General features: G+C 65.7%; 19 protein-coding genes. 6 read left to right on the plus strand and 13 right to left on the minus strand.

Annotated features, from left to right (window positions below):
• Positions 1 to 428: 428 nt before the first annotated feature.
• Positions 429 to 2708 carry an Rv1355c family protein gene (locus ACQP2D_RS36415; RefSeq protein WP_433685869.1) on the plus strand — a complete coding sequence of 760 codons (2280 nt, stop codon included), beginning with the start codon at positions 429 to 431 and terminating at the stop codon, positions 2706 to 2708.
• On the opposite strand, the gene ACQP2D_RS36420 is transcribed toward ACQP2D_RS36415, so the two are convergent.
• The 5 genes from ACQP2D_RS36420 to ACQP2D_RS36440 form a co-directional block, all read right to left on the minus strand.
• On the minus strand, positions 2705 to 3001 hold the full coding sequence (locus ACQP2D_RS36420) for a hypothetical protein (RefSeq protein WP_433680460.1): 297 nt from the start codon (positions 2999 to 3001) through the stop codon (positions 2705 to 2707). The genes ACQP2D_RS36415 and ACQP2D_RS36420 overlap by 4 nt on opposite strands.
• Before the next feature lie 340 nt (positions 3002 to 3341).
• The gene (locus tag ACQP2D_RS36425) at positions 3342 to 4643 is read right to left on the minus strand and encodes a glycosyltransferase 87 family protein (protein WP_433680461.1); all 1302 of its coding nucleotides are present in this window, start codon (positions 4641 to 4643) and stop codon (positions 3342 to 3344) included.
• 196 nt (positions 4644 to 4839) lie between these two features.
• Complete coding sequence (locus tag ACQP2D_RS36430; RefSeq protein WP_433680462.1) at positions 4840 to 6477, minus strand: hypothetical protein; 1638 nt, start codon at positions 6475 to 6477, stop codon at positions 4840 to 4842.
• Positions 6478 to 6944: 467 nt separating this feature from the next.
• Positions 6945 to 7346, minus strand: a complete 402-nt coding sequence (locus ACQP2D_RS36435) for a nuclear transport factor 2 family protein (protein WP_433680463.1) — start codon at positions 7344 to 7346, stop codon at positions 6945 to 6947.
• Between the two features lie 81 nt (positions 7347 to 7427).
• The gene (locus tag ACQP2D_RS36440; RefSeq protein WP_433680464.1) at positions 7428 to 8750 is read right to left on the minus strand and encodes an MFS transporter; all 1323 of its coding nucleotides are present in this window, start codon (positions 8748 to 8750) and stop codon (positions 7428 to 7430) included.
• Between the two features lie 157 nt (positions 8751 to 8907).
• Here ACQP2D_RS36440 and ACQP2D_RS36445 point away from each other — a divergent pair, with 157 nt between their 5' ends.
• Entirely contained in the window at positions 8908 to 10305 is a 1398-nt protein-coding gene (locus tag ACQP2D_RS36445; protein WP_433680465.1) for a metallophosphoesterase, read from the plus strand.
• Positions 10306 to 10439: 134 nt separating this feature from the next.
• Positions 10440 to 11501 carry an alpha/beta hydrolase gene (locus tag ACQP2D_RS36450; protein WP_433680466.1) on the plus strand — a complete coding sequence of 354 codons (1062 nt, stop codon included), beginning with the start codon at positions 10440 to 10442 and terminating at the stop codon, positions 11499 to 11501.
• Between the two features lies 1 nt (position 11502).
• Here ACQP2D_RS36450 and ACQP2D_RS36455 read toward each other — a convergent pair whose 3' ends face one another.
• A complete protein-coding gene (locus ACQP2D_RS36455; protein ID WP_433680467.1) occupies positions 11503 to 13218 on the minus strand; it encodes a tetratricopeptide repeat protein in 1716 nt (571 codons plus the stop codon).
• A 211-nt stretch (positions 13219 to 13429) separates the two neighbouring features.
• Between ACQP2D_RS36455 and ACQP2D_RS36460 the strand changes: the two genes are divergently transcribed.
• Complete coding sequence (locus ACQP2D_RS36460) at positions 13430 to 14515, plus strand: S-(hydroxymethyl)mycothiol dehydrogenase (protein WP_433680468.1); 1086 nt, start codon at positions 13430 to 13432, stop codon at positions 14513 to 14515.
• Complete coding sequence (locus ACQP2D_RS36465; protein WP_433680469.1) at positions 14512 to 15138, plus strand: MBL fold metallo-hydrolase; 627 nt, start codon at positions 14512 to 14514, stop codon at positions 15136 to 15138. Before ACQP2D_RS36460 ends, ACQP2D_RS36465 begins: the two co-directional genes overlap by 4 nt.
• A gap of 55 nt (positions 15139 to 15193) precedes the next feature.
• On the opposite strand, the gene ACQP2D_RS36470 is transcribed toward ACQP2D_RS36465, so the two are convergent.
• The 4 genes from ACQP2D_RS36470 to ACQP2D_RS36485 form a co-directional block, all read right to left on the minus strand.
• Positions 15194 to 15652: an SRPBCC family protein gene (locus ACQP2D_RS36470; RefSeq protein ID WP_433680470.1), complete on the minus strand. Its 459-nt coding sequence runs from the start codon at positions 15650 to 15652 to the stop codon at positions 15194 to 15196.
• Positions 15653 to 15676: 24 nt separating this feature from the next.
• A complete protein-coding gene (locus ACQP2D_RS36475; protein ID WP_433680471.1) occupies positions 15677 to 15823 on the minus strand; it encodes a hypothetical protein in 147 nt (48 codons plus the stop codon).
• Complete coding sequence (locus tag ACQP2D_RS36480; RefSeq protein WP_433680472.1) at positions 15820 to 16653, minus strand: alpha/beta fold hydrolase; 834 nt, start codon at positions 16651 to 16653, stop codon at positions 15820 to 15822. The genes ACQP2D_RS36475 and ACQP2D_RS36480 overlap by 4 nt, the downstream gene beginning before the upstream one ends.
• Before the next feature lie 92 nt (positions 16654 to 16745).
• Positions 16746 to 17585, minus strand: a complete 840-nt coding sequence (locus ACQP2D_RS36485; RefSeq protein WP_433680473.1) for a DUF72 domain-containing protein — start codon at positions 17583 to 17585, stop codon at positions 16746 to 16748.
• A gap of 98 nt (positions 17586 to 17683) precedes the next feature.
• Between ACQP2D_RS36485 and ACQP2D_RS36490 the strand changes: the two genes are divergently transcribed.
• Positions 17684 to 17995, plus strand: coding sequence for a pyrimidine/purine nucleoside phosphorylase (locus ACQP2D_RS36490; protein ID WP_433680474.1), 312 nt, complete (start codon positions 17684 to 17686; stop codon positions 17993 to 17995).
• Between the two features lie 128 nt (positions 17996 to 18123).
• Here ACQP2D_RS36490 and ACQP2D_RS36495 read toward each other — a convergent pair whose 3' ends face one another.
• The 3 genes from ACQP2D_RS36495 to ACQP2D_RS36505 all read right to left on the minus strand — a co-directional run bounded on the left by ACQP2D_RS36495 (position 18124) and on the right by ACQP2D_RS36505 (position 20737).
• On the minus strand, positions 18124 to 18975 hold the full coding sequence (locus ACQP2D_RS36495) for an NAD-dependent protein deacetylase (protein WP_433685870.1): 852 nt from the start codon (positions 18973 to 18975) through the stop codon (positions 18124 to 18126).
• 107 nt (positions 18976 to 19082) lie between these two features.
• On the minus strand, positions 19083 to 19631 hold the full coding sequence (locus tag ACQP2D_RS36500) for a YceI family protein (RefSeq protein WP_433680475.1): 549 nt from the start codon (positions 19629 to 19631) through the stop codon (positions 19083 to 19085).
• 395 nt (positions 19632 to 20026) lie between these two features.
• Complete coding sequence (locus tag ACQP2D_RS36505; protein WP_433680476.1) at positions 20027 to 20737, minus strand: TetR/AcrR family transcriptional regulator; 711 nt, start codon at positions 20735 to 20737, stop codon at positions 20027 to 20029.
• Between the last annotated feature and the right edge of the window lie 20 nt (positions 20738 to 20757).

Raw genomic sequence — 20757 nt, forward strand, 5'->3', positions numbered from 1 at the left:
GCGGTCGATTTGGATCGCTGAGGTCGGTTCGATTGCTCAGCGGGTCGAAAGTGCTGAGCCACGTACAGAGGACGGATGTTTGCGGCAGAGAATGAACCACCTGCCGCAAAGTCAATGCTCACCCAGCGGGGTTTGTGGGGCTGCTCGTATGCGGTGAATGCGGGCTGTGTGCCGAACGCGACGATGTGCTGGTTGTGGTGATCGGGGGAAATGCTCTGCACGGCGGCTGGAATCGCGGGCTGGCGCGTGGGAACGACCAGCGATCTGCGTACCGGTCAGGTCGTGCTGTCGATCGGGGTGACCGTTTGAGACAGGGGTATGCAGCCGATCACGGCTTGCTCAATCATAGCTAGTTACCGGCGAGTCGGGTGTAGACCTTGGTAGGAGCGATCCGCACGCACCTACCGGGAGGGGTTTTGCGCAACGAGTTGGGCCGGGGTCTCCGTGAACTCGCCAACAAAAATGATGACATTTCTGAGTGGCGGCCAATGCGTTTCGATCTGACCCTGGAAAGGGACAGGTCGGCACTGTCCGCGCTGTTGGCCGCCGCGAGCGTGCAACGGGTACATGACACGGTTCGCGATCAGTTACGTCAGCTCATCTCCGCGCGCGACCCCGCCTGTTCGCGTGCCGAGGTGGACCGGCGCGCGCATCGGCATCTGAACGGCAAGCAACCCAGCGAGTACGGCGTATGGGTGTGGTATCCGTGGTCGGCCGATCTCGTACATGTGCTGCCCGAGGCGGAGTTTCGGGAGGTGCGCACGGATCGCAACCGCTACTGCATCACCCCGGCCGAACAGCAGCGGCTCGCACGGATGCGGATCGGTGTGGTCGGGCTTTCGGTCGGCAATGCCGCCGTGCTCACCCTCGCACAGGAGGGGATCGGCGGTTCGTTCAAGATCGCGGACTTCGACCGCCTCGGCCTGGCGAATCTGAACCGCATCCGCGCCCGCGTCGCCGACCTCGGCATCGAGAAGACCGTCCTCGCCGCCCGGCAGTTGTTCGAGATCGATCCGTATCTGCGAATAGAGCGGTGTCCGAGGGGAATTCGGCCAGAGGCCATCGATGACTTCCTGCTCGGCGGCGGTGGTCTCGATCTGCTGGTCGAGGAATGCGACGACCTGCCGACCAAGGTGCTGCTCCGGGAGCGGGCGCGCCTCCACGGCATTCCGGTGATCATGCAGACCAGCGATCGCGGGCTGCTCGATATCGAACGCTTCGATCTCGAGGCGGATCGGCCCATCTTCCACGGTCTGCTCGGTTCGGTACGGGCCGAAGAGCTTCGCGATCTCAGCGCGGCGGACAAGATCCCGTTCGTGCTCGAAATCCTCGACGCGGACCGCATCAGCGCCCGTGCGGCGGCCTCGCTGCCCGAGGTCGGACAGACGATCGGCAGTTGGCCGCAGCTCGCCTCGGGGGTGGCGCTCGGCGGCGCGATCGTCGCGGATGCGGCGCGGCGACTGCTGCTCGGCGAGCCGGTCGGATCGGGACGCTACTACGTTGATCCGGCCGAACTGATCGATGCGAGACACCGAACCCATCACGAACCAGTTTCCGCCACACCACTATTCGCGATCGCCGCCGGGGCGCAGGCGGCCCCGTCGCTGCCACCGGAACCGGCCGAGCGCGGCATCGTTTCCGACGAGGCGGCGCGGTGGATCGCGGCCATGGGCACCCTGGCGCCCTCCGCACACAACACCCAGCCGTGGGCGCTGACCTGGCATCGCGACGACGCCGTCCTCGCATGTCGCCACGACCCGACACGCGACCTGCCGAGCCTCGACTTCGCACACGGCGCGACCTGGGTCGCCTTCGGCGCCTTATTCGAGAATATCGACTTGGCGGCCGGACATCTCGGCCTGCGCGCACGGATCCGGACCTGGCCGCGGCCCAATGACACCCACCTCGTCGGGACGGTCGAACTGTCCGCCGCACCGGAATTCGAGCCGTCGCCGCTCGTCGCGCAGATCGCGGCACGGATCACCAATCGGCGTCGCGATACCCGTCGCCCGCTCGGTGCGGGCGTGGCGCAATCGCTGGCCGCGGTCTGCGCCGAATCCGGCGGTCATTTGCAACTGCGCTGCGAGCGAACGGAATTGGCCGAAATCGGCGCGCTGATCGGCGCGGGCGACCGGATCGGCCTGCTGAACCGGGCCATGCATCGCGACGCGATGCGCGGCTACCGCTGGACGCCCGAGGAGGTACGGGCCGAACCCTATGGGCTCGATCTCGCCACCGCGGAACTGACCGCGGCCGAACGCGCGGCACTGCGGCTGCTGAGTCAGTGGCGCGTGGCCCAGTGCCTCGCCGATATCGGTGGCGGACGGGCACTGGAAGACCTCTCCCGCGGCGCGGTGGCCAGCGCCGCCGCGGTGGGGCTGCTGACGGTGCCCGGCGTGTCACGCGAAAGCTATCTGCGTGGCGGACAGGCCATGCAGCGGATGTGGCTCACCGCGACGGCGGAAGGCATTGCGCTGCAACCGATGACGGCGCTGCCCTACCTTTTCGCCCGACTCGAGCGCGGCGGGGGCAACGGTCTGTCCAGGCGTGAACAGGCCGAACTCCAGCAGTTGCGCGAGCGCTATCGACGGCTGTTCGAGGCCGAGCCGGACCATGCCGAGGTACTGCTGTTCCGGCTCGCCTACGCGGGACCGCCGACGGCACGCTCAGTGCGTCGTCCGCTGTGTCAGGTACTCGAATTCGTCTAGGCGTGGTACGTCGGGTGGTAGTGCTCCCATGCCGCGGCGAGCGCTTTGCGCACATCCGCCGGAAGGTGTTCGCGGATTTCGGGGCACAGATGAACGCTGGCACCGCAGTCATCGCACCAGACCCGGACCGTCCGCGCATCCTTGGCGACTGCCGCGACAATCCAGTCGACGCGCATATTCTCGTGGTCCAGCGTGGCGACCCATCTGTCACCGTACCCATCGACATCCTGGTGAATGGCGTTGACCACTGTCACCTTGAACATGGGCGCGGGCTGCGTCCGTTTCCTCGTCATTGCGATATCCCTCCGGCCCGGCCGAGCAATATGTTCGTGCGACATCGAAGTAACCTCCCGTCGAGCGGGTGTAGCAATCTTCGGGTGACCGGATTGCTTCGCGGCGCAGGAGCTAAAGGTAACTCCGCTCGACGAGCCCGGCAAGGACCGATTTCGGGCTGAAAGCGAAGGGAATCCCCTGGTAAAGAGAACGCAAAGCCTTTGCCCTATTGGCGGTATGGTGCGTCGTCCGCGCCCGCCGCTACACCGAACGCCTGCCTGATCTGTGGCCACAGCAACCGACCAATGCACGAATACTCCGGGAGGAATCCGGTGCAGTCCGCCGCGGTTAGGGCGCCGGTTACGGAGAAGGAGTTGGGCAAGAAGGGGATTCGGGGTCACGGCGTCGCAGCAGCGGCAACCGGATCGAGCGCTCGGCCGAGCGCTCGCTGAGCGCCGACCAGCCGTCGCGGCGCAGGTCGATCCAGGCGCCGATCAGCACCGCGAGGAAGGCGATGACGTAACCATTGATCATCACCTTGGTGATCGGCCACCACGGGGGCAGCAGGAACACCCCGATCGACACCCAGGTTCTGCTCCAGTGATAGGTCCATGCGGCGGTCGCGGTGAACAGCACCGCCGCCGCGACCCACCAGCGCCAATTGTCGCGCGCCTTGTGCACCAGATAGACCAGCAGCGGCACGAACCACACCCAATGGTGTCCCCAGGAGAACGGCGATACCGCACAGGCGGTCAGACCGGCCAGTGTGATCGACAGCAGCCGCTCACCGCGCTGATACAGCGCCGTGGTGACGACCAGGCTCGCGATCGCGATCGAACCCGCGATGAGCAGCCACAGCCACACCGGTGCCGGCCGATCCAGCACATGCGCGATGACACCGCGAATGGACTGGTTGGCCGGGTGGGTGTCCACCGCGATCCGATTGGACTGGAAGAACGTCGAGGTCCAGTACTCCCGGGAATCGGCGGGCAGGACGACCCAGGCGAAGGCGATGGAGGCGAGGAAGGTGGCGCATGCGGTGACCGCCGAACGCCATTGGCGCAGTGCCACGAAATAGGCGACGAAGTAGATCGGGGTGAGTTTGATCCCCGCCGCGAGTCCGACGCCGACGCCGCGCACCTTGCCGTAGTCGTCGCGCAGCGCGTCCAACAGGATCAGCAGCATCAGCACCAGGTTGATCTGCCCGAAGTAGAGCGTTTGGCGGACGGGCTCGATGAATACGCAGGTGGCCGCCAGCAGGACACTGATCACCACCAGCCGAGCCGTGATCCGATAGCCGAGCAGCCGCCAGCTGAGCAGCACACAGCCGATGAGCACGCCCAGGTTGAACACCAGCCAGGTGTTCGTCACGTACCCCCACGGGACCAGATAGATCGGCACGAACGCGATGGTGGAGAACGGCGTGTAGGTGTACAGCAGCCCACGCATGGTCGGCTCGGTGTACAGCGGGATATCGTGCACGATCCGGAACGCACCGTCCCGATAGATGTGCACGTCGAGCCCGCCGACCAGGAACCCGCCCTTGTCCAGGAAGGGGTCGATGGTGGTGAACAGCAGGATCACCGACAGCAGGGCGCTCCCGGCGAGGATGTAGATCGCTGGACCCGTGCGCGGAAACTCCAGCTTCCGGGTGTCTCGCACCGCTTCGCTATGAACGCGGCAGCGGCGACGCGGAACTGGTGGTTCTGGATCCTGCTGAGTGGTAAGACCTCATCACTGGACCGATCCATCCCTTCGTTCCCACACCTGATGCACGCAGCGGTCGCCAGTTATTAACGTATCTAATGACCCGAGCCTGCATCATGCCCCGAAGTCTCCGGGCAGGCAAGCGCCGGCATCACCGTTGTCTGCTCGCCCTGGCCCGCCTGCGCTCCGCCTGTAGTTCGGCAAGTTCTTGTTCGAGCATCTCGGCGATGCGGAACTGTCCGGTGTCGTGGATATCGGGTGTGCGAACGACCTGAAGGTGCGGATCCGGATCGGCGGACGCGTTGCCCTTGCCCCGGGTGTTCTCGGTCGACCTGCTGTCCTTGCGGCCCTCAAGCGAGCTGGCCTTGCGCGATACCGCCGCGGACGAACTGTTCCTGCGCAGCGCCGACACCACCGATGGCTTGGTCTCCGGGGCGGGAGCGGGCTCGGCGGGGGCCGGTGCCGCCTTGCGGGCGGTCGCTGCCTTGGCGGGTTGCGGGCTCGCCGGTCGGCTCTCGACCTTGGGCACGGGCGTGGTCTCGACCGCGGCGACCGGTTCGTCGGATGGCGGAGCGAAGGGGTTGTTCTTCGCGACCACCGGCGCGACCGGTTCCTTGGCGACCGCTGGGCGGCTCTCGGACTTGGCGGGCGTCGCCCGCTGCTCGGGTGCCGTTGGCGCCGAATTGCCCGGCGCGCTGCCGTTTCCGGCCCCGCCGCGGCCATTGCCGTTGCTCGCCGCCCGGCGCGGATCGGGATCCACCTCGGCCACGGTGGCCGAACCACCCTGCGCGGCAGCGCCTTCCCCTTCGGCCGTCGTGGCCGTCTCCTCGACCTCGGCCTCTTCGGCCTCCACGATCGCTTCGACTTCCAGCTCCGCGTCCTGGCTCTCGGCGGCCACTCGGGACACCTGGGCCGACTCCGCCGACTCCCTACCCGATTCCGGCGCCACCAGGGCCGCGAGTGCATTCGCGCGGTAGGTGCTGATCGACGGGAGCTTCTCCCGGATCTGCTCGGCCGGATCGGGCAACTCGCGAACCTGCTCGGTGGCCCGGTAGATGGCCAGGCCGTAGCGTGCGCTCGCGGCATCGTGGATGAGCAGGGCGACGCCGATCATGACCGGCGCGACCGCGTGCACACCGGTCTCGTACCACTCCCCGTCGCGCAGGTACGGGTAGGTGTTGAGGGTGACCGTCAGTGTCAGCAGGGCGATTTCGGCCGCGGCGACCTGTCGGCGGTTATCGATGACACCCCATTCGGCGACCTTATTGGTGCCGACCATGATGATGATCAGGCAGACGCTGATCATCGCCTCGATGAGGTAGCTGAACCAGTACAGCGGATCGCCCGGCCCGCCCGGCGCGATGTTGTGCTGCACATTCACCGCGGACCACAGCATGCCCGCCGCCACCACGCCCGCCAGCGCGCGCAGTGACCATCCTCGGTGCCGGTACAGCGACGCCAGCTTGGCGTGCGGGCTGGACTCCCGCCGCTGTGCCGCAATTGCCTTGCGGGCTACCAGTAGATCTCTGATGTCGGCCTTCTCGATCGCTTCGGTGGTATGCCTTGCGCGGTCGGCCGCAGAGGCCGCGGCCTGAACCTGTTTCCATCGCTGCGCGCGATCCTCGCCGCGAATCTTCTCGGCGAGCTCACGTTCGGCGATCAGCTCGTCCTCGGACAGCGCCTCGGTGAGCGCGGGATCGAACTGATAGGCCAGTCGTCCTCGGGCCCGCTCGACCCTCCTCGCGAGCTGTCCGACCTCGTCCTCGATGGGATGATGCTCGATGGTCAAATCGACTCCCCGCGGGAGAGATTCGACGGCAGACAGGTGATCACGCGTGGGAACGGCACCAGACATTCATAGTCGATGCACCGTTGCCTGCGAAACTGTCAATTTGCCGCCGATGGGTTGTGTCGCGGCGCGCCGCGCGCGACACACGCATCACCGGTTTCGATTTAACGACGATTTAGTACTCGCGGACGCCGCTCCGCGACGCGATGACCACGCGGTTGAGCGGCTTCGGTGCGCGGCGAACCGAATGTTTGCCGCCAGCAAGCAGCCCGACCAGTCGGTTCATTCAAGGGGTGTCGACATGGTCGGGCGTGTCGCCGCCAACCGGTCCGTAGGTCAGGCGAATTCGGATCCACTGGGCCCTCCAGGCGCACCTGCAATTCGGCCTTGGGCAGGCCACGAACGAATGCGGCGAGATCCGTTGACATGCGGCCATCGCCCTCCCGAGTGACCGCGAAAGTTTGCGATCAGGCCGCGTCCGACACCGCCTCGCGCCACTGCCAGGTGTCGGTGTACTGGTGCAGGGCGAGCAGCTTGCCGTCCGCGATATGCCAGATGTGGGCGAATTCGGCGGTGACATGCTTACCGGTGGCGCGCGCCGTGCCGCGATAGTGGCCGGTGACGGTGACGGTGTCGTACCGGCCGTCGAACCACTCCTCGGCGAACGGGGCGATCTCGAAGTCACGGAATACCGGCTGCCAGATACCCGCGAGCGCCGCTTCCGGGCCGTGCGCCTGGGTGACTTCGACGCTGGGCATCCCCGGGGCAACCCAGCCTTCGAAGCGCGGATGCAGCGCCGCGAGGATCGCGGCGGCATCACCGGATTGCGTTGCTTTGTAGAACTTGTCGACTACGTCTCGATTGCTCATGCCCTCATATTAGAAGGATCATTCTAAATCGACCAGATGAGAAGGCCGGTGATCCGCGGCACAGCGCGCGGAGCGCCCGACTCAGCGTGGTACTGCCGAATCGGCCGGCGCGGTACGGATTCGGGATCGAAGGGCCAGGACGCCGACGGCGGAGCCGACCATGGCGAGGCCGACGACCCACAGTCCGGCCCGCTGGGTTCCGGTCAGATCCTTCAACGCGCCGGTGACGTACGGCGCGACGAACCCGCTGACATTGCCGATCGAATTGATCAGGGCGATACCGCCGGCCGCGGCCGCACCGGAGAGGAATGTGCTCGGCAGCGCCCAGAAGGTGGGCAGCGCGGCAAGGACACCGACCGCACATACGGTGACCGCGATCATCGCGGCGAAGGGATTGCCCAGATAGAGCGCCACCGGTATCGCGAGCCCGCCGACCAGCGCGGGCAGCGCCACATGCCAGACCCGCTCGCCCGACCGGTCACCGTGCCTGCTCCACACCACCATGACAACGGCGCCGATCACATAGGGCACCGCGTTGATGAGCCCGCGCTGCACCACCGAATAGTGGGTGCCGTACTGCTGTTGGAATCCATTGATGATGGTGGGCAGGAAGAATCCGAGCGCGTACAGGCCGTAGACGATGCCGCCATAGATGAGGGCCAAGCCGAGCACCCGCGGATGGGTGAGCGCCTTGCGCACGGTCCAGTGTTCGACGCGTGCCGCCTGCTCGGCGTCGAGTTCGGCGGTCAACCAGTCCCTTTCGGCCGGTGTCAGCCACTTCGCCTGTGCGGGACGGTCGGTGAGGTAGAACCAGGTGACGACCGCGAGCACGATCGCGGGCAGTCCCTCGACCAGGAACATGAATCGCCAACCGCTGAGTCCGAAGACACCGTCGCCGTACTGGATGATCAGACTCGACACCGTCGAACCCAACGCGGTCGAAATCGGCACCGCCGTCATGAACAAGGCGACGATCTTCGCGCGCTGGGTCTGCGGAAACCAATACGTGAGATACAGCAGGATGCCGGGAAAGAATCCGGCCTCGACCACTCCCAGTGCGAATCGCAGGATATAGAGCCAGGTCTCATCGGGCACGAACGCCATGGCGGTGGCGACCGCACCCCAGCTCACCATGATCCTGGCGATCCAGCGCCGCGCCCCGAACCGGTGCAGTGCCAGATTGCTCGGCACTTCCAGTACGAGATAGCCGATGAAGAAGATGCCGGAGGCGAATCCGAACGCCGTTTCGGTCAGTCCCAGATCCGCTTTCATCCCGCTGGGTCCGGCGAATCCGATATTGACCCGATCCAGGTAGTTGATGAAGTACAACAGCCCGAGATACGGCACCAAACGAATCGTGACCTTGCGCAGCGTCGCGCGGGACAAATCGGTCGTTCCACCCATCCGCGCACTCTCGACCCGCATCCGCTTCGGAGTCAAATCCCCACGCCCGGCGATACCGCTCGAATGTTCGATACCGGAAGCCGACCTGTCATGTGCGCGGACCCGAGCGTTCAACCGGCAACCGTACCGTCGGTGGCAGAGGCGAACGGAGATCACCATGCTCGATCCGCGACTTCGAACCCTGTGGCTGGCGAATGTGGCAGCGGGCGCGGCGGCGGTCACCGTGCGAACCCCGCTCTACGCTCACCCGAGAGTCGCCGATTCCGTTCGGGTGCGTCGGGATTCGATGGTGGCCACTGATCTCGAGGTGGTCACGGTGACCGATCGCTCGGCGATCCTGACCTGGACCACGCGCGCCCGCGACCGCTCTGGGCGACCCCGGCCGGTGTCCGCCGATACCGAGGTCAGGATCGCACCCGTCGACGGTCGCTTCTCGGCACAGCCGCACTACCTGGACTCCCGGCCGACCGCCTACCACTACGCGGAGCTCGACGGACTCGAGCCCGGCCGCACCTACCGGTTCGAGGCCTATTCGAACGGACGCCGCGTCGTCCCCGCCCGCACCCTGGTGACCCGCCGCGCCGGAACACCGGAATCCACTGGAACATTCACCACCGCTACCCCGCCGCCGGGACGGCTGCTGCACACCATCGCACTCGCCAACGATGTGCACTACGGGGAAGCCAGCAGCGGCCTGGTCGTGGCCGGGCTGCCCACGGGTCTGCGCCACGATACCGAGCACTATCCGGACTTCATGCTGAGGGCTTTGCTCGATGATCTGCGCCGACCCGACCGCGCGGCCGATCGGCTGATCGTCGCGGGCGATCTCACCGATACCGGCACCCTCGAACAGTGCCTCGGCGTGCGCGAGCGGCTCGACGAGTGGGGTGTCCTCGGCCGCGACTACTTCGTCTGCCGGGGTAACCACGACAAGCCGGATGAACACCGAACCGACCACTGGGGCAAGGTATTTCACGCCCGCCAGCGGCTGGTCGAGCATCGCGTCGGCGAACTGCGCATGATCGGCCTCGACACCACCCGCCTGCGCGGATCCGGCGGCACCATCGTGGCACCGCAATTGACGCATCTACGCGAACTGCTCGCGGCCGACCCCGACCGGCCCACCCTGGTCTTCGGCCACCATCCGGTGACTTCCCATGCGGCGGTGAGCAATCCCGGTGGCCCCGGATTCGTCCTGGACCGCACGAATGCCGCCGCCCTGCACAAGCTCTATCGCGACACCCCGGGCGTATTCCTGCACCACTGCGGGCACACCCACCGCAATCGCCGCAACCGTCCCGACTCCGGTGTCGACGTCGAATTCCTGGAAGTCGCGGCCACCAAGGAATATCCGGGCGGCTACAGCCTGCTGCGCCTCTACGAGGGCGGGTACACGGTCAACTTCTACAAGACCCGCACCGAATCCGCTCGCCGCTGGAGCACCCGGACCCGCCGCCAGTACCTCGGCCTGCACCCCGATCACGCGCTCGGCAGCTGCGCCGACCGTAATCACGTCGTACTCCGCGATTTCTCGGGTCTGCGGGCCGGCCGGTAGTTACAGTCGCCGACCGGCATAGCCACCTGGTTCCACTGCCCCCTGTGCGTATAACGGTGGTGGGTACCGTGTGTGCTGTATACGGGAACGCGCGTGAGGTTCAGTAAGGCCGATTCGGGAGAGGTTGTGAGCCGATGGGTGTTGGCGGTCTTCGACTGGCCTCGGTTATCGCCGCCGCGGTCGTGCTCGGGAGTGGATCCGTTGCGGCCGGAGTTCGTTCGAACGCGGCACCGGACCCGATCATTGCCCACGGTTCGGTGTTGGAGTCGGTGACGACCGAGGATGGGTCGACGATTACCGCGATCAATGTTCGTGATGCTCGGAGTCTCACGTTGACGGTCTATTCGGGGGCGATGGGCCGGGAGTTTTCGGTGGAGGTGCAGCGGCCCGCGGATACCGGTGCGGCACGGCCGACGGTGTATCTGCTGGCCGGGGTCGATGGTGGGACCGATGGTTCGACGTGGGCCACGAAGACCGATGTCATGCGGTTTTTCAGCGATAAGAACGTCAATGTGGTGCAGCCGATCGGCGGGGCGTTCAGCTACTACGCCGATTGGCGCGCGGTTGATCCGGTGTTGGGGGTCAACAAGTGGCAGACGTATCTGACTCGGGAATTGCCGCCGTTGATCGATGCGGCGCTGGGGACCAATGGGCGCAATGCCATTGCGGGGATCTCGACATCCGGCACATCGGTACTGTCGCTGGCCATTTCGAGTCCGGGGCGGTACCGGTCCGTCGGCGCGTTCAGCGGGTGCGCGCAGATCAGTGATCCGATCGGACAGGCGTTCGTCGAAATGTCGGTGCGGAAGGGTCACGGGGATCCGGTGAATATGTATGGGCCGCCGCAGGATCCGATGTGGGCGGCCAATGATCCGTATGTGCATGCCGAGGGGCTGCGCGGGCTGAATTTGTACCTGTCGGCGGGGAGTGGATTACCGGGGCCGTACGACAATCCCACCGATCCGCACACCCAGAGCCCGGCGGAGGGCGGACTGCCACTCCAGGTGACCATGGGCGGCGCTATCGAAGGATCAACGGCCTGGTGCACGCGCAATCTGCGAGACCGGTTGGATCAGCTCGGCATTCCCGCCACCTATGACCTCGAACCCACCGGCACCCATTCCTGGGGCTATTGGGAACGCGCGCTGAAGGATTCGTGGCCGGTGCTCAGCAATGGGCTCGGCGATATCTCCTGACTCACTCGTGCCCGCCGCAGCAGTGCGAATCCGCGTGACCGATCGCGGACAATCGGCAGAAGCACGAGGCATCGATCGGCACATCCGCCACGGCCGCGGCCAATTTCAGCTGCTGGGCGATGATCCGGGCCTCGCCGGTCTTGCCGAGGCGCACCAGGCATTCGTGATAACCGTGCAGGCTCCAGACATTGCCCGGATGTTGGCAGGCGCGCGGCAGGGTGTCATCGAGTCCGAGATCGGCTCGGTAGACGGCCTCGGCCTCGGCAATGCGGCCCTGTTCGAGCAGTAGCGCACCGTAGGCGTGCCGAGTCGGCTGCATCCAGCCCCACGGTTCGTCGTAGGGCAGATTGTCGTCGAGGTCGATGGCGCGGCGCAGGGCTTCGAAAGCGCTGTCGTAGTTGCCCTTTCGGTAGCGGAGTTCACCGTCGAGCATGGCGGCGGCGAGCGCGAGGATATCGCGGCAGGTGTTGTTGAAAAGGGTCCGGGATTCCGGGACTCGGTCGACGGCGGCGAGGAAATGCTGCTGCTGCTCCTCGGCGTCGGCGATGTGGTCGGTCGCGGAATAGGCGAGGCCCTTGGCGTAATGCAGCATCGCGACGGTGACGCAGTACAGCTCTTGGTCTTTCGGCAACGGCAGATCGATGATCTCGGCCCACTTCCCGAACCGGATGAAGGCGTGGACCCGCATCGACAGGAAGCCCTCCAGCCAATCCGCCATCGGCGGCGACTGCACCCGCAGCAGCTCCTCCGGAATGGAATTCTCCAGCTGCGCAATGGTGTCCAGCGCCACCTCGGACTGGCCGAGGAACATCGCGCCGTAGATTTTGAAGTGATAGTTGTGTGCGCGGTAGAGGGTGTAGAAGTTGATCTCCCCCGCCACGCGGACGTACTTCTCGTCCGCGGCGATCGCGGCCGAATTGGCGGCCACAACAGCACGATAGTCACCGCACAGCACATCGAGATGCGACGGCATGTGCTCGAGGTGACCCGCATCGGGTGCCAGACCGCGCAGCCGATCCGCCACCGTCAGCGCGGCTTCCGGCGTCGGCGACATCTCCATCAAATGGATGTACAGATGCAGCGCGCCCGGATGCCCCCGCCCCTCGGCGGTCCCCAACGCCCGCTCCAGCACGGCCTTGGCCTCCAGCGTGCAGGCACCGTCGGCAGGCGCACCGCTGCGCTGATCCCACAGCGCCCACGGCGTCAGATTCATCAGCGCGTCGGCGAACAGCGTCGCGACATCGAGATCATCCGGAAACCGCTCGTAGACTCCGCGCATGGCCGCGGCGTACTCGGCATTCCAGACCGACCTGTCACCCTCGGGCACCTTCGCCGGATACCGTGCGGCCAATGCCCCGATCAGCGCACGCTCGACCGCCGAACCGCCGAGTTCGGCGGCCTTGCGGGTCGCGTCATGCGTCCGCGCGACCGTAGCGGCCAACTCCGTCTCGTCGAAGAACTCCCACGGCTTGTTGTAGTTCGGCCCCAGCGCATACGCCACGCCCCAAGCGGCCATCGCGCACCCCGGATCCAGCTGCGCAGCCCGCTCGAAACAGCGCACCGCCTCCTCATGGTTGAAGGCATATGCCCAGATCAGCCCGCGATCGAACCACAGCTGCGCGGCGGCCGACGAGGTCGTTACCGGCCGGGCGTATGTTCCAAGATCGTAGTAGTCCACGGTCGTTCTCCCGGGCTCGGATATGAGGGATCTCGGCATTCCCGACGATTGCGCACCACGCGTGCACCGATCGCACCGCCCGCCTTCCGCATATATGAAACCGTACCCATATGACACTCGAACGTACGGTGATCTAGGCCGAAGGCCGCGATCCGGCTGCTATCAAGGATGCGGCGGCACAGAGCACCGTGAGCAAGGCCGAGATCAGCCGCAAGGCAACTGCGGCGCCAATCGCTATCTAGGAGGATTCGTGTCCGAAACCGTGCGTGGCGTGATCGCCCGTAGCAAGGGCGCACCGGTCGAGATCGTCGATATCGTGATTCCGGATCCCGGGCCGCACGATGTGGTCGTGCGCATCCAGTCCTGCGGGGTGTGCCACACCGATCTGCACTATCGCGAGGGCGGCATCAACGACGAATTTCCCTTCCTGCTCGGACACGAGGCCGCGGGCATCGTGGAGACCGTCGGTGCCGCGGTAACCCACGTCGTCGCGGGTGATTTCGTCATCCTGAACTGGCGCGCGGTCTGCGGCGAATGTCGCGCGTGTAAGCGCGGCCGCCCGTGGTACTGCTTCGCCAGCCACAATGCCAGCAAGAAGATGACCCTCACCGACGGCACCGAACTCAGCCCCGCCCTCGGCATCGGCGCGTTCGCGGATAAGACGCTGGTGCACGAAGGTCAGTGCACCAAGGTCGATCCGGCCGCCGACCCGGCCGTCGCCGGACTGCTCGGCTGCGGCGTGATGGCCGGTATCGGCGCCGCGATGAACACCGGAAATGTCTCGCGCGGCGATACGATCGCGGTCATCGGCTGCGGCGGTGTCGGCGATGCCGCCATCGCGGGTGCCCGTCTGGCCGGTGCGCGGACCATTATCGCCGTCGACCGCGACCCGCAAAAGCTCGAGTGGGCGACCGAATTCGGCGCGACCCACACGATCGATGCGACCAGTGCCGATGTCGTCGAGCAGATCCAGGAATTCACCGACGGTTTCGGCGCGGATGTGGTCATCGACGCGGTCGGCCGCCCCGAAACCTGGAAGCAGGCCTTCTACGGCCGCGACCTGGCGGGGACCGTGGTGCTGGTCGGCGTCCCGACCCCGGATATGACCATCGATATGCCGCTGATCGACCTGTTCTCCCACGGCGGCGCGCTGAAATCCTCCTGGTACGGCGACTGCCTGCCCGAACGCGACTTCCCGATGCTGGTCGACCTGTACCTGCAGGGCCGCCTGCCATTGGAGCGCTTCGTCACCGAGCGCATCGCCCTGGACCAGGTCGAAAAGGCCTTCTCCGCAATGCATGCCGGTGAGGTGCTGCGCTCGGTGGTGGTCTGGTGAGCCTGCGCATCGACCGGGTCGTCACTTCCGGCACCTTCTCGCTGGACGGCGGCACCTGGGCGGTGGACAACAATGTCTGGCTGATCGGCGATGACACCGAGGTCGTCATCGTGGACGCGGCGCACGACGCCGACGCGATCATCGATGCGGTCGGAAGCCGCCATGTGCGCGCTATCGTCTGCACGCACGGTCACAACGACCACATCACCGCCGCGCCGGAACTCGCCGAACGGCTCGACGCCCCGATCCTGTTGCACCCCGCCGACGATCCGCTGTGGCGCATGACCCACCCCGATATCGGATACGAGTCATTGGCCGACACCCAGCGAATCACCGTGGCGGGCACCGATATCGAAGTCCTGCACACCCCGGGCCACTCACCCGGCTCGGTCTCACTGCACCTGCCCGGGGCCACCGCTCTCTTCACAGGTGACACCCTGTTCAACGGCGGCCCCGGAGCCACCGGTCGCTCGTTCTCGGACTTCGGCACCATCATCGACTCCATCCGGGACCGGCTGTTGACCCTTCCCGAGGACACCAAGGTCTACACCGGCCATGGCGACGGCACCACCATCGGCACCGAAAAGCCCGCGCTCGCCGATTGGATCGCCCGCGGCCACTGAACCCGCCGCGGGGCAGAATCAAGATCAGGTGGAGCTGGCCGCCACCTGATCTCGGTCAGCCCTCGACGTATGCCTTGATGCGCTCGAGGGTTTCGCGCATGCCGTTGCGGTTGGTTTTGCCGCGGGCACGTCCGGCGATCAGCCAGTAGAGGCGCAGCGGGAGGTTCTTATTGTTGAGCTGGAACGATTCGGTCACATCGGTGCCGCCCTCAACGGGCTCGAAACGGTAGCGCCAGGTATTGACCGACATACCGCGCGGGCCGAGCACGGTGAACGCGAACTCGCGGCCCGGCTCGCATGCGACGATGCGGCAGACGGTCCAATACTTCATGCCCCAGCCATTGCGGTTGACGTGCCCGCGGAACTTGACGCCGACAGCGGGAGCCGTTGCCCCGCCGAGCCATTCGGTCTCGAAGGTCTCCGGTGAGAACTTCCCGGTATTCGTGATATCGCTGACCAGCTCCCAGATCTTCTCGGCGGGTGCTGCCATTCGAACCGTCACGCTATCCTGCATGCCTGCACGCTAGCAGGCGCCTTCTCAGACAGCTAGCGCCCAGGTGATGTGGTGGTCGCAGATCTCGCGCATACGCTTGCCGCCGCCCAGGATTCTGAAGATCACCGGCATGATCAGGCCCATGGCCGCCCGGCCAACGCCGCATTCGGTCCGGTCGAGTTCGAACGTCACCGGGAATCGTTCCAGAACGCGACCAGATCTGCGCAGACGCGGGACGGGCGTTCCTCATTGGGGAGGTGGCCGACACCATCGTAAACCGCTGTGCGAGCGTCCAATTCCTCCGCGTAGCGCTCGTGCACGCTCGGGGGCCACACGTCACCGGAGTTGCCGTACGCGATGAGGATCGGGAGGGCGGTAGCGCGCAGGGCCGCCGTGTCATCGGTCGAGCCTTCCATGACGCGCATGATGCCGATCATGTTCGCCTTCTTGGTCGCGAACATCCGATCGTGCAGGAATTCGAGTTTGGCGGGCGGGATCAGGTTGGCCAGACTCTGGTTCGTCTGTTCCCAAAGCGCTTGCTGGCCACCGCTTTCGATGAGCCGAGCGACCAATTGCGGCGGGGTGAAGTTGATGTCGGAGGTCAAGGAAGGACCGGATGCCAACAGCGTGAGGCTGCGGAAGCGGTTCGGCTGGGTGACCAGGGCGGCGCGCGCGACATAGCCGCCGAATGAGTGGCCTACCAGGTGGATCGTATCGTCCGAGATCTGGTCGACGACCAGGATCAGGTCAGCGGCGAAGTCGGCCATGCCGTATCCGGATACCTCGTCGGGACCGTCCGACTGCCATTGACCGCGCTGATCGTAAGCGACGCACCGAAATCCGGCCGCGGCCAGCATCGGCAGCATGGCCTCGAAATCTTCCTTGGAGCCGGTGAAGCCGGGAACCAATAGCACCGTGCCGCGCGTTTCGACGTCATGCGGTGGGATGGATTCCCAGGCGGCAAGTGTGCCCGCCCCGCCGCGCAGGGTGACTGGAGTGGTCTGCGCGGTGGCTTGGCTCATCGGTTCCTCCATCGGCGCGCTCGGCACTAGGGCGGCAACACACCTCCATTCTAACCGAGCTAGCAGTCGGCATTGTTATTTATTCGAGATATTCAGAACAAGGTCATCGGCTCGGTCGGGATGGGTTCGGGCAGCGGCTCGAGTTCGGGCAGGCGCATGCCGACCTCATCGTGGAAGCGACGGGCGAGGTGCAGGGATGAGGCATTGTCCGGGGTGTGGATGAAGACCGTCGGTGAACGACCCTCACACAACCATGCGGTGACGGTATCGAGCCACGGCTGCCAGCCCGCGACCGTCCGCTCGGTCGAATCGCGGCCGTGATAGCGCACGATCGGGAATTCGGTGAGTGCTCGGATGCGGCGCGGCACCCGCGGCTTCTTCGCCCGCGCCTCGGCCTCCGCGGCACTTTCGGCTGGACCGTCGAAAAGCGTTACGGTGTCGAAGGGCACCCATTCGGCGCCGACGCGCGCCAGCACATGTTCCAATTGCTTTGCGGCGCTCTCATTTTCGAAAAATGCCGGATGCCGGACCTCGACCGCCGACCGATACGAATCGGGCAGTGTGCGCAGGAATCCGGCCAGCGTCCCGAGGTCGGTCGGGCCGAATGAGCCGGGCAGTTGCACCCACAGCGCATGGATGCGCGGGCCGAGCGGCTCCATCGCGTCCAGGAAGGTCCGCAGTTCGGCGTCCGCACCGTGCAGCCTGCGCTCGTGCGTGATCGGCTTGGGCAGTTTGATGACGAATCGGAAGTCGGAGCCGGTCTGCTTCGCCCAGGACTGCACCGTATTGCGCGTCGGCGTCGCATAGAACGTCGTATTGCCTTCCACCGCAGTGCACCACGAGGCGTAGTGCCGCAATCGCTCCCCCGGCGCCGGCTGCTGTTCCTGCCATGCCGCGTGCGTCCACATCGCACATCCCACGTGAAGCCGCATGCCAGCGACGCTAACGCACTCGATGCCCGGCCGTCCGGGCGGTCGACCCGGGTCACGTACGCTGACGGCTCCACCTCCACCACCTCGGGAAAGAGATCATGGCGCAGTTCGAGAACGTCAGCGTGGCCAAGAAGGCCAATGTGTACTTCGACGGCAAATGCGTGAGCTACAGCATCGGTCTCGCCGATGGCACCTCGAAGTCGGTCGGCGTGATCCAGCCGTCGACCCTGACGTTCAACACCGTCGCGCCCGAGATCATGGAACTGATCGACGGCGAGTGCAAGGTCACCCTCGCCGGAGAAACCGAAGCCACCAGCTACCGCGGCGGCGAATCCTTCAACGTCCCCGGCAACAGCTCATTCGAGATAGAGGTTCTCTCGACCCTGCACTACGTCTGCCACTTCGGCTGATCCGACCGGATTCCGCCCCGCACCGAGCACTTGGCGCACCGCTACACGGAGGCCGACTGCGGTTCCAGCCCAGGCTTATGCCTTTGTCGAGGTGCGGTAGCAGCCAAGACCTCGCCCCTCGGCAGCCCTCAGGTGAACAGGGTTGTTGTTTCCAGGGTGTCGGCCAGGGTTGTCAGCGCGCTCGCGCATCCGGCATCCACGGTGAGCGTGGCGAGATCGTCGCCTCGGGTCCGGCCGCGGTTGACGATGGCGATGGGCTTGCCCTGTTTCGCCGCGTGGCGAACGAAACGCAACCCGGACATCACTGTCAGCGAGGAGCCCGCCACCAAGAGGGCGTCCGCCGCGTCGACCACCTCGAACGACGCGGCAACGCGTTCCCTGGGCACGTTCTCACCGAAATACACGATGTCCGGCTTGAGCATGCCGCCGCAGCGCGCACAGTCCACCATCCGGAAATTCTCGGTATCGGCGACCACCGCATCCGCATCGGGCGCGACCTCCACCCCGGTGGCCGTCGCCGATGCCGCGAAACCGGGATTCGCCCCCTCCAACCGCTCGGCCAGTGTCATCCGCGAGATGAGCGCCGCACAACCGAGACACCGAACCCGCGCATAGGTTCCGTGCAGATCGATGACGCGACGATGCCCCGCCTTCGTATGCAGCAGATCGACATTCTGCGTGATCAAACCGCTGACAACACCCGAACGCTCCAGCCGCGCCAACGCCCGATGCGCCGCATTCGGCCGCGCCCCATCCATGGCCCGCCACCCGATATGGTTACGCGCCCAATACCGCCGCCGGAACCCCGCATCCCCCACGAACTGCTGATACGTCATAGGAGTCCGAACCGGCGACGAAGCCCCCCGATAATCCGGAATCCCACTATCAGTCGAAACCCCCGCCCCCGTCAAAACAGCCACCCGCCGCCCCGCCAACACCCCACAAAGCCCCTCAACACCCCCACCCGAAGAGGAACCCACAGCGACCACGCACCCAGGGTAGGCCCATCCATCGAGAATGCGCTGGTGCAGGTAGGTACTCGACGTCTACCTGCACCAGCGCACGGTGATCACTCGACCGAGTGGGGTCAGGATTGGAGGGCTACTTCGATTTCGAGGGTGAGGGTGATTTTGTCGCCGATTACGGCGCCGCCGTCGGGGAGGGGCATGTCGATGGTGATGCCGAAGTCGCGGCGGTTGATGACGGTTTTGGCCTCGAAGCCGGCGACGGGGCCCTGGCCCATGCCGGGGTTGACGCCGAGGAATTCGACATCGAGGGAGACCGGGCGGGTGGTGCCGCGGATGGTGAAGTCGCCGTCGACGACGAAATCGTCGCCGTTGACGCGGAATCCGGTCGACTTGAAGGTGGCTACCGGGAAGTCGGCGGCGTGGAAGAAGTCCGCGGTGCGCAGGTGGGCGTCGCGCTGCTCGTTATCGGTGGTCACCGAGTCGACCCGGATCTCGGCCTCCGCGGAGGCGGTGCCGTCCTCATTGATGACCAGCTTGCCGGAGAAGTCGGCGAAGCGGCCGCGGACCTTGCTCACCATCAGGTGACGCACGGTGAAGCCCAGGTTGGAGTGGGCGGGATCGATAACCCAGGTGCCCGCGGTCAGTGCCTTGGCGGTGGTGGTCGACATGGAGTCTCCTCAGGTAGTTGAGAATTCAATTACATGATGTCAGATCGCTATTCGGTTGTGGTCCTTACCGATTGGCGCGTCGCCGCACCAGGAGGTCGGCGCGTAACGCCTCCGCCGCGGCAAGTCTGCCATCAATTTGGTGGATGTGGCAACCAATGGAACCGAGTCGGTCCGCGATCTATTCCACCCACTACACCGTGCCCAATGCCGGCCCGCCATCGCGTGGCGCGATGCCGACCGTGCTGCACTCGCATCGGACCGGGTAATGCCGACGGCCGGAAGGTCGGTCAGCACGCCATCTCCCGGATTCCGACCTGCGGCACGCCCCTGCGTGACCAGGGTTACACCCCCGGTCAGCTCGGCAGGTGGCATCTCAGCGATCACGCCTAGCGAGATCACTTGTGCGGCTGGCGCAGTCGCGATTCCAGTCCGTCCATGACACAGATCAGCCCGAAGTCGAATGCCATCGCGCGCGCGGTCTGCTGATCGGTGGGCATGGTGGCCCGATAGTCCGCGAGCATCTCCGGATAGTCGGAGGCCACCGTGTCCATGACGTCGAGCACCACTTCGGGGTCGAAACCCTCCTCGCCGAATGCCTTCGCGGCGGTGATCTCCGGAATGACCTGGCCGAGTACATAACTGGTCACGGTGCCGCTCGCGAGGTAGATGTCCAGACCGGCGAAACCGGCCCCCACAAAGGTGCGGCGCAGCCGATCGCTGAGTTCGAAGGCATTCGGTCCGACGCTCGGCAAGGAGCCGATCAAGGTGGCCACCCACGGATGGTCGAGCATGGTCCGCCGCAAGTTGTAGGCGAAGGTGGTCACCACCTCCCGCCACGAGGTGTGCTCGGGATCCGGGGGGCGCACCATACCCCAGATCTCGTCCATGGCGAGCTCGAGTAATTCGTCCTTGTTCGCGACATGCCAGTAGAGACTGGTCGCGCCCGCGTCGAGCTTGGCACCGAGCTTGCGCATGCTGAGAGCGCCCAGGCCCTCGGCGTCCAAGAGCTCGATCGCGGCGGCGACGATCTGGTCGCGGCGCAGTCCCGCCGCCTTCGGCTGGCGCGGCGCGCGGGTCCACACCGAGGAGAACTCCTGCTTGGTCACGGGCTCAGCATAATTCTCTC

It is taken from the genome of Nocardia sp. CA-119907 (assembly GCF_050955995.1).
In the GTDB taxonomy this organism is placed as follows: domain Bacteria; phylum Actinomycetota; class Actinomycetes; order Mycobacteriales; family Mycobacteriaceae; genus Nocardia.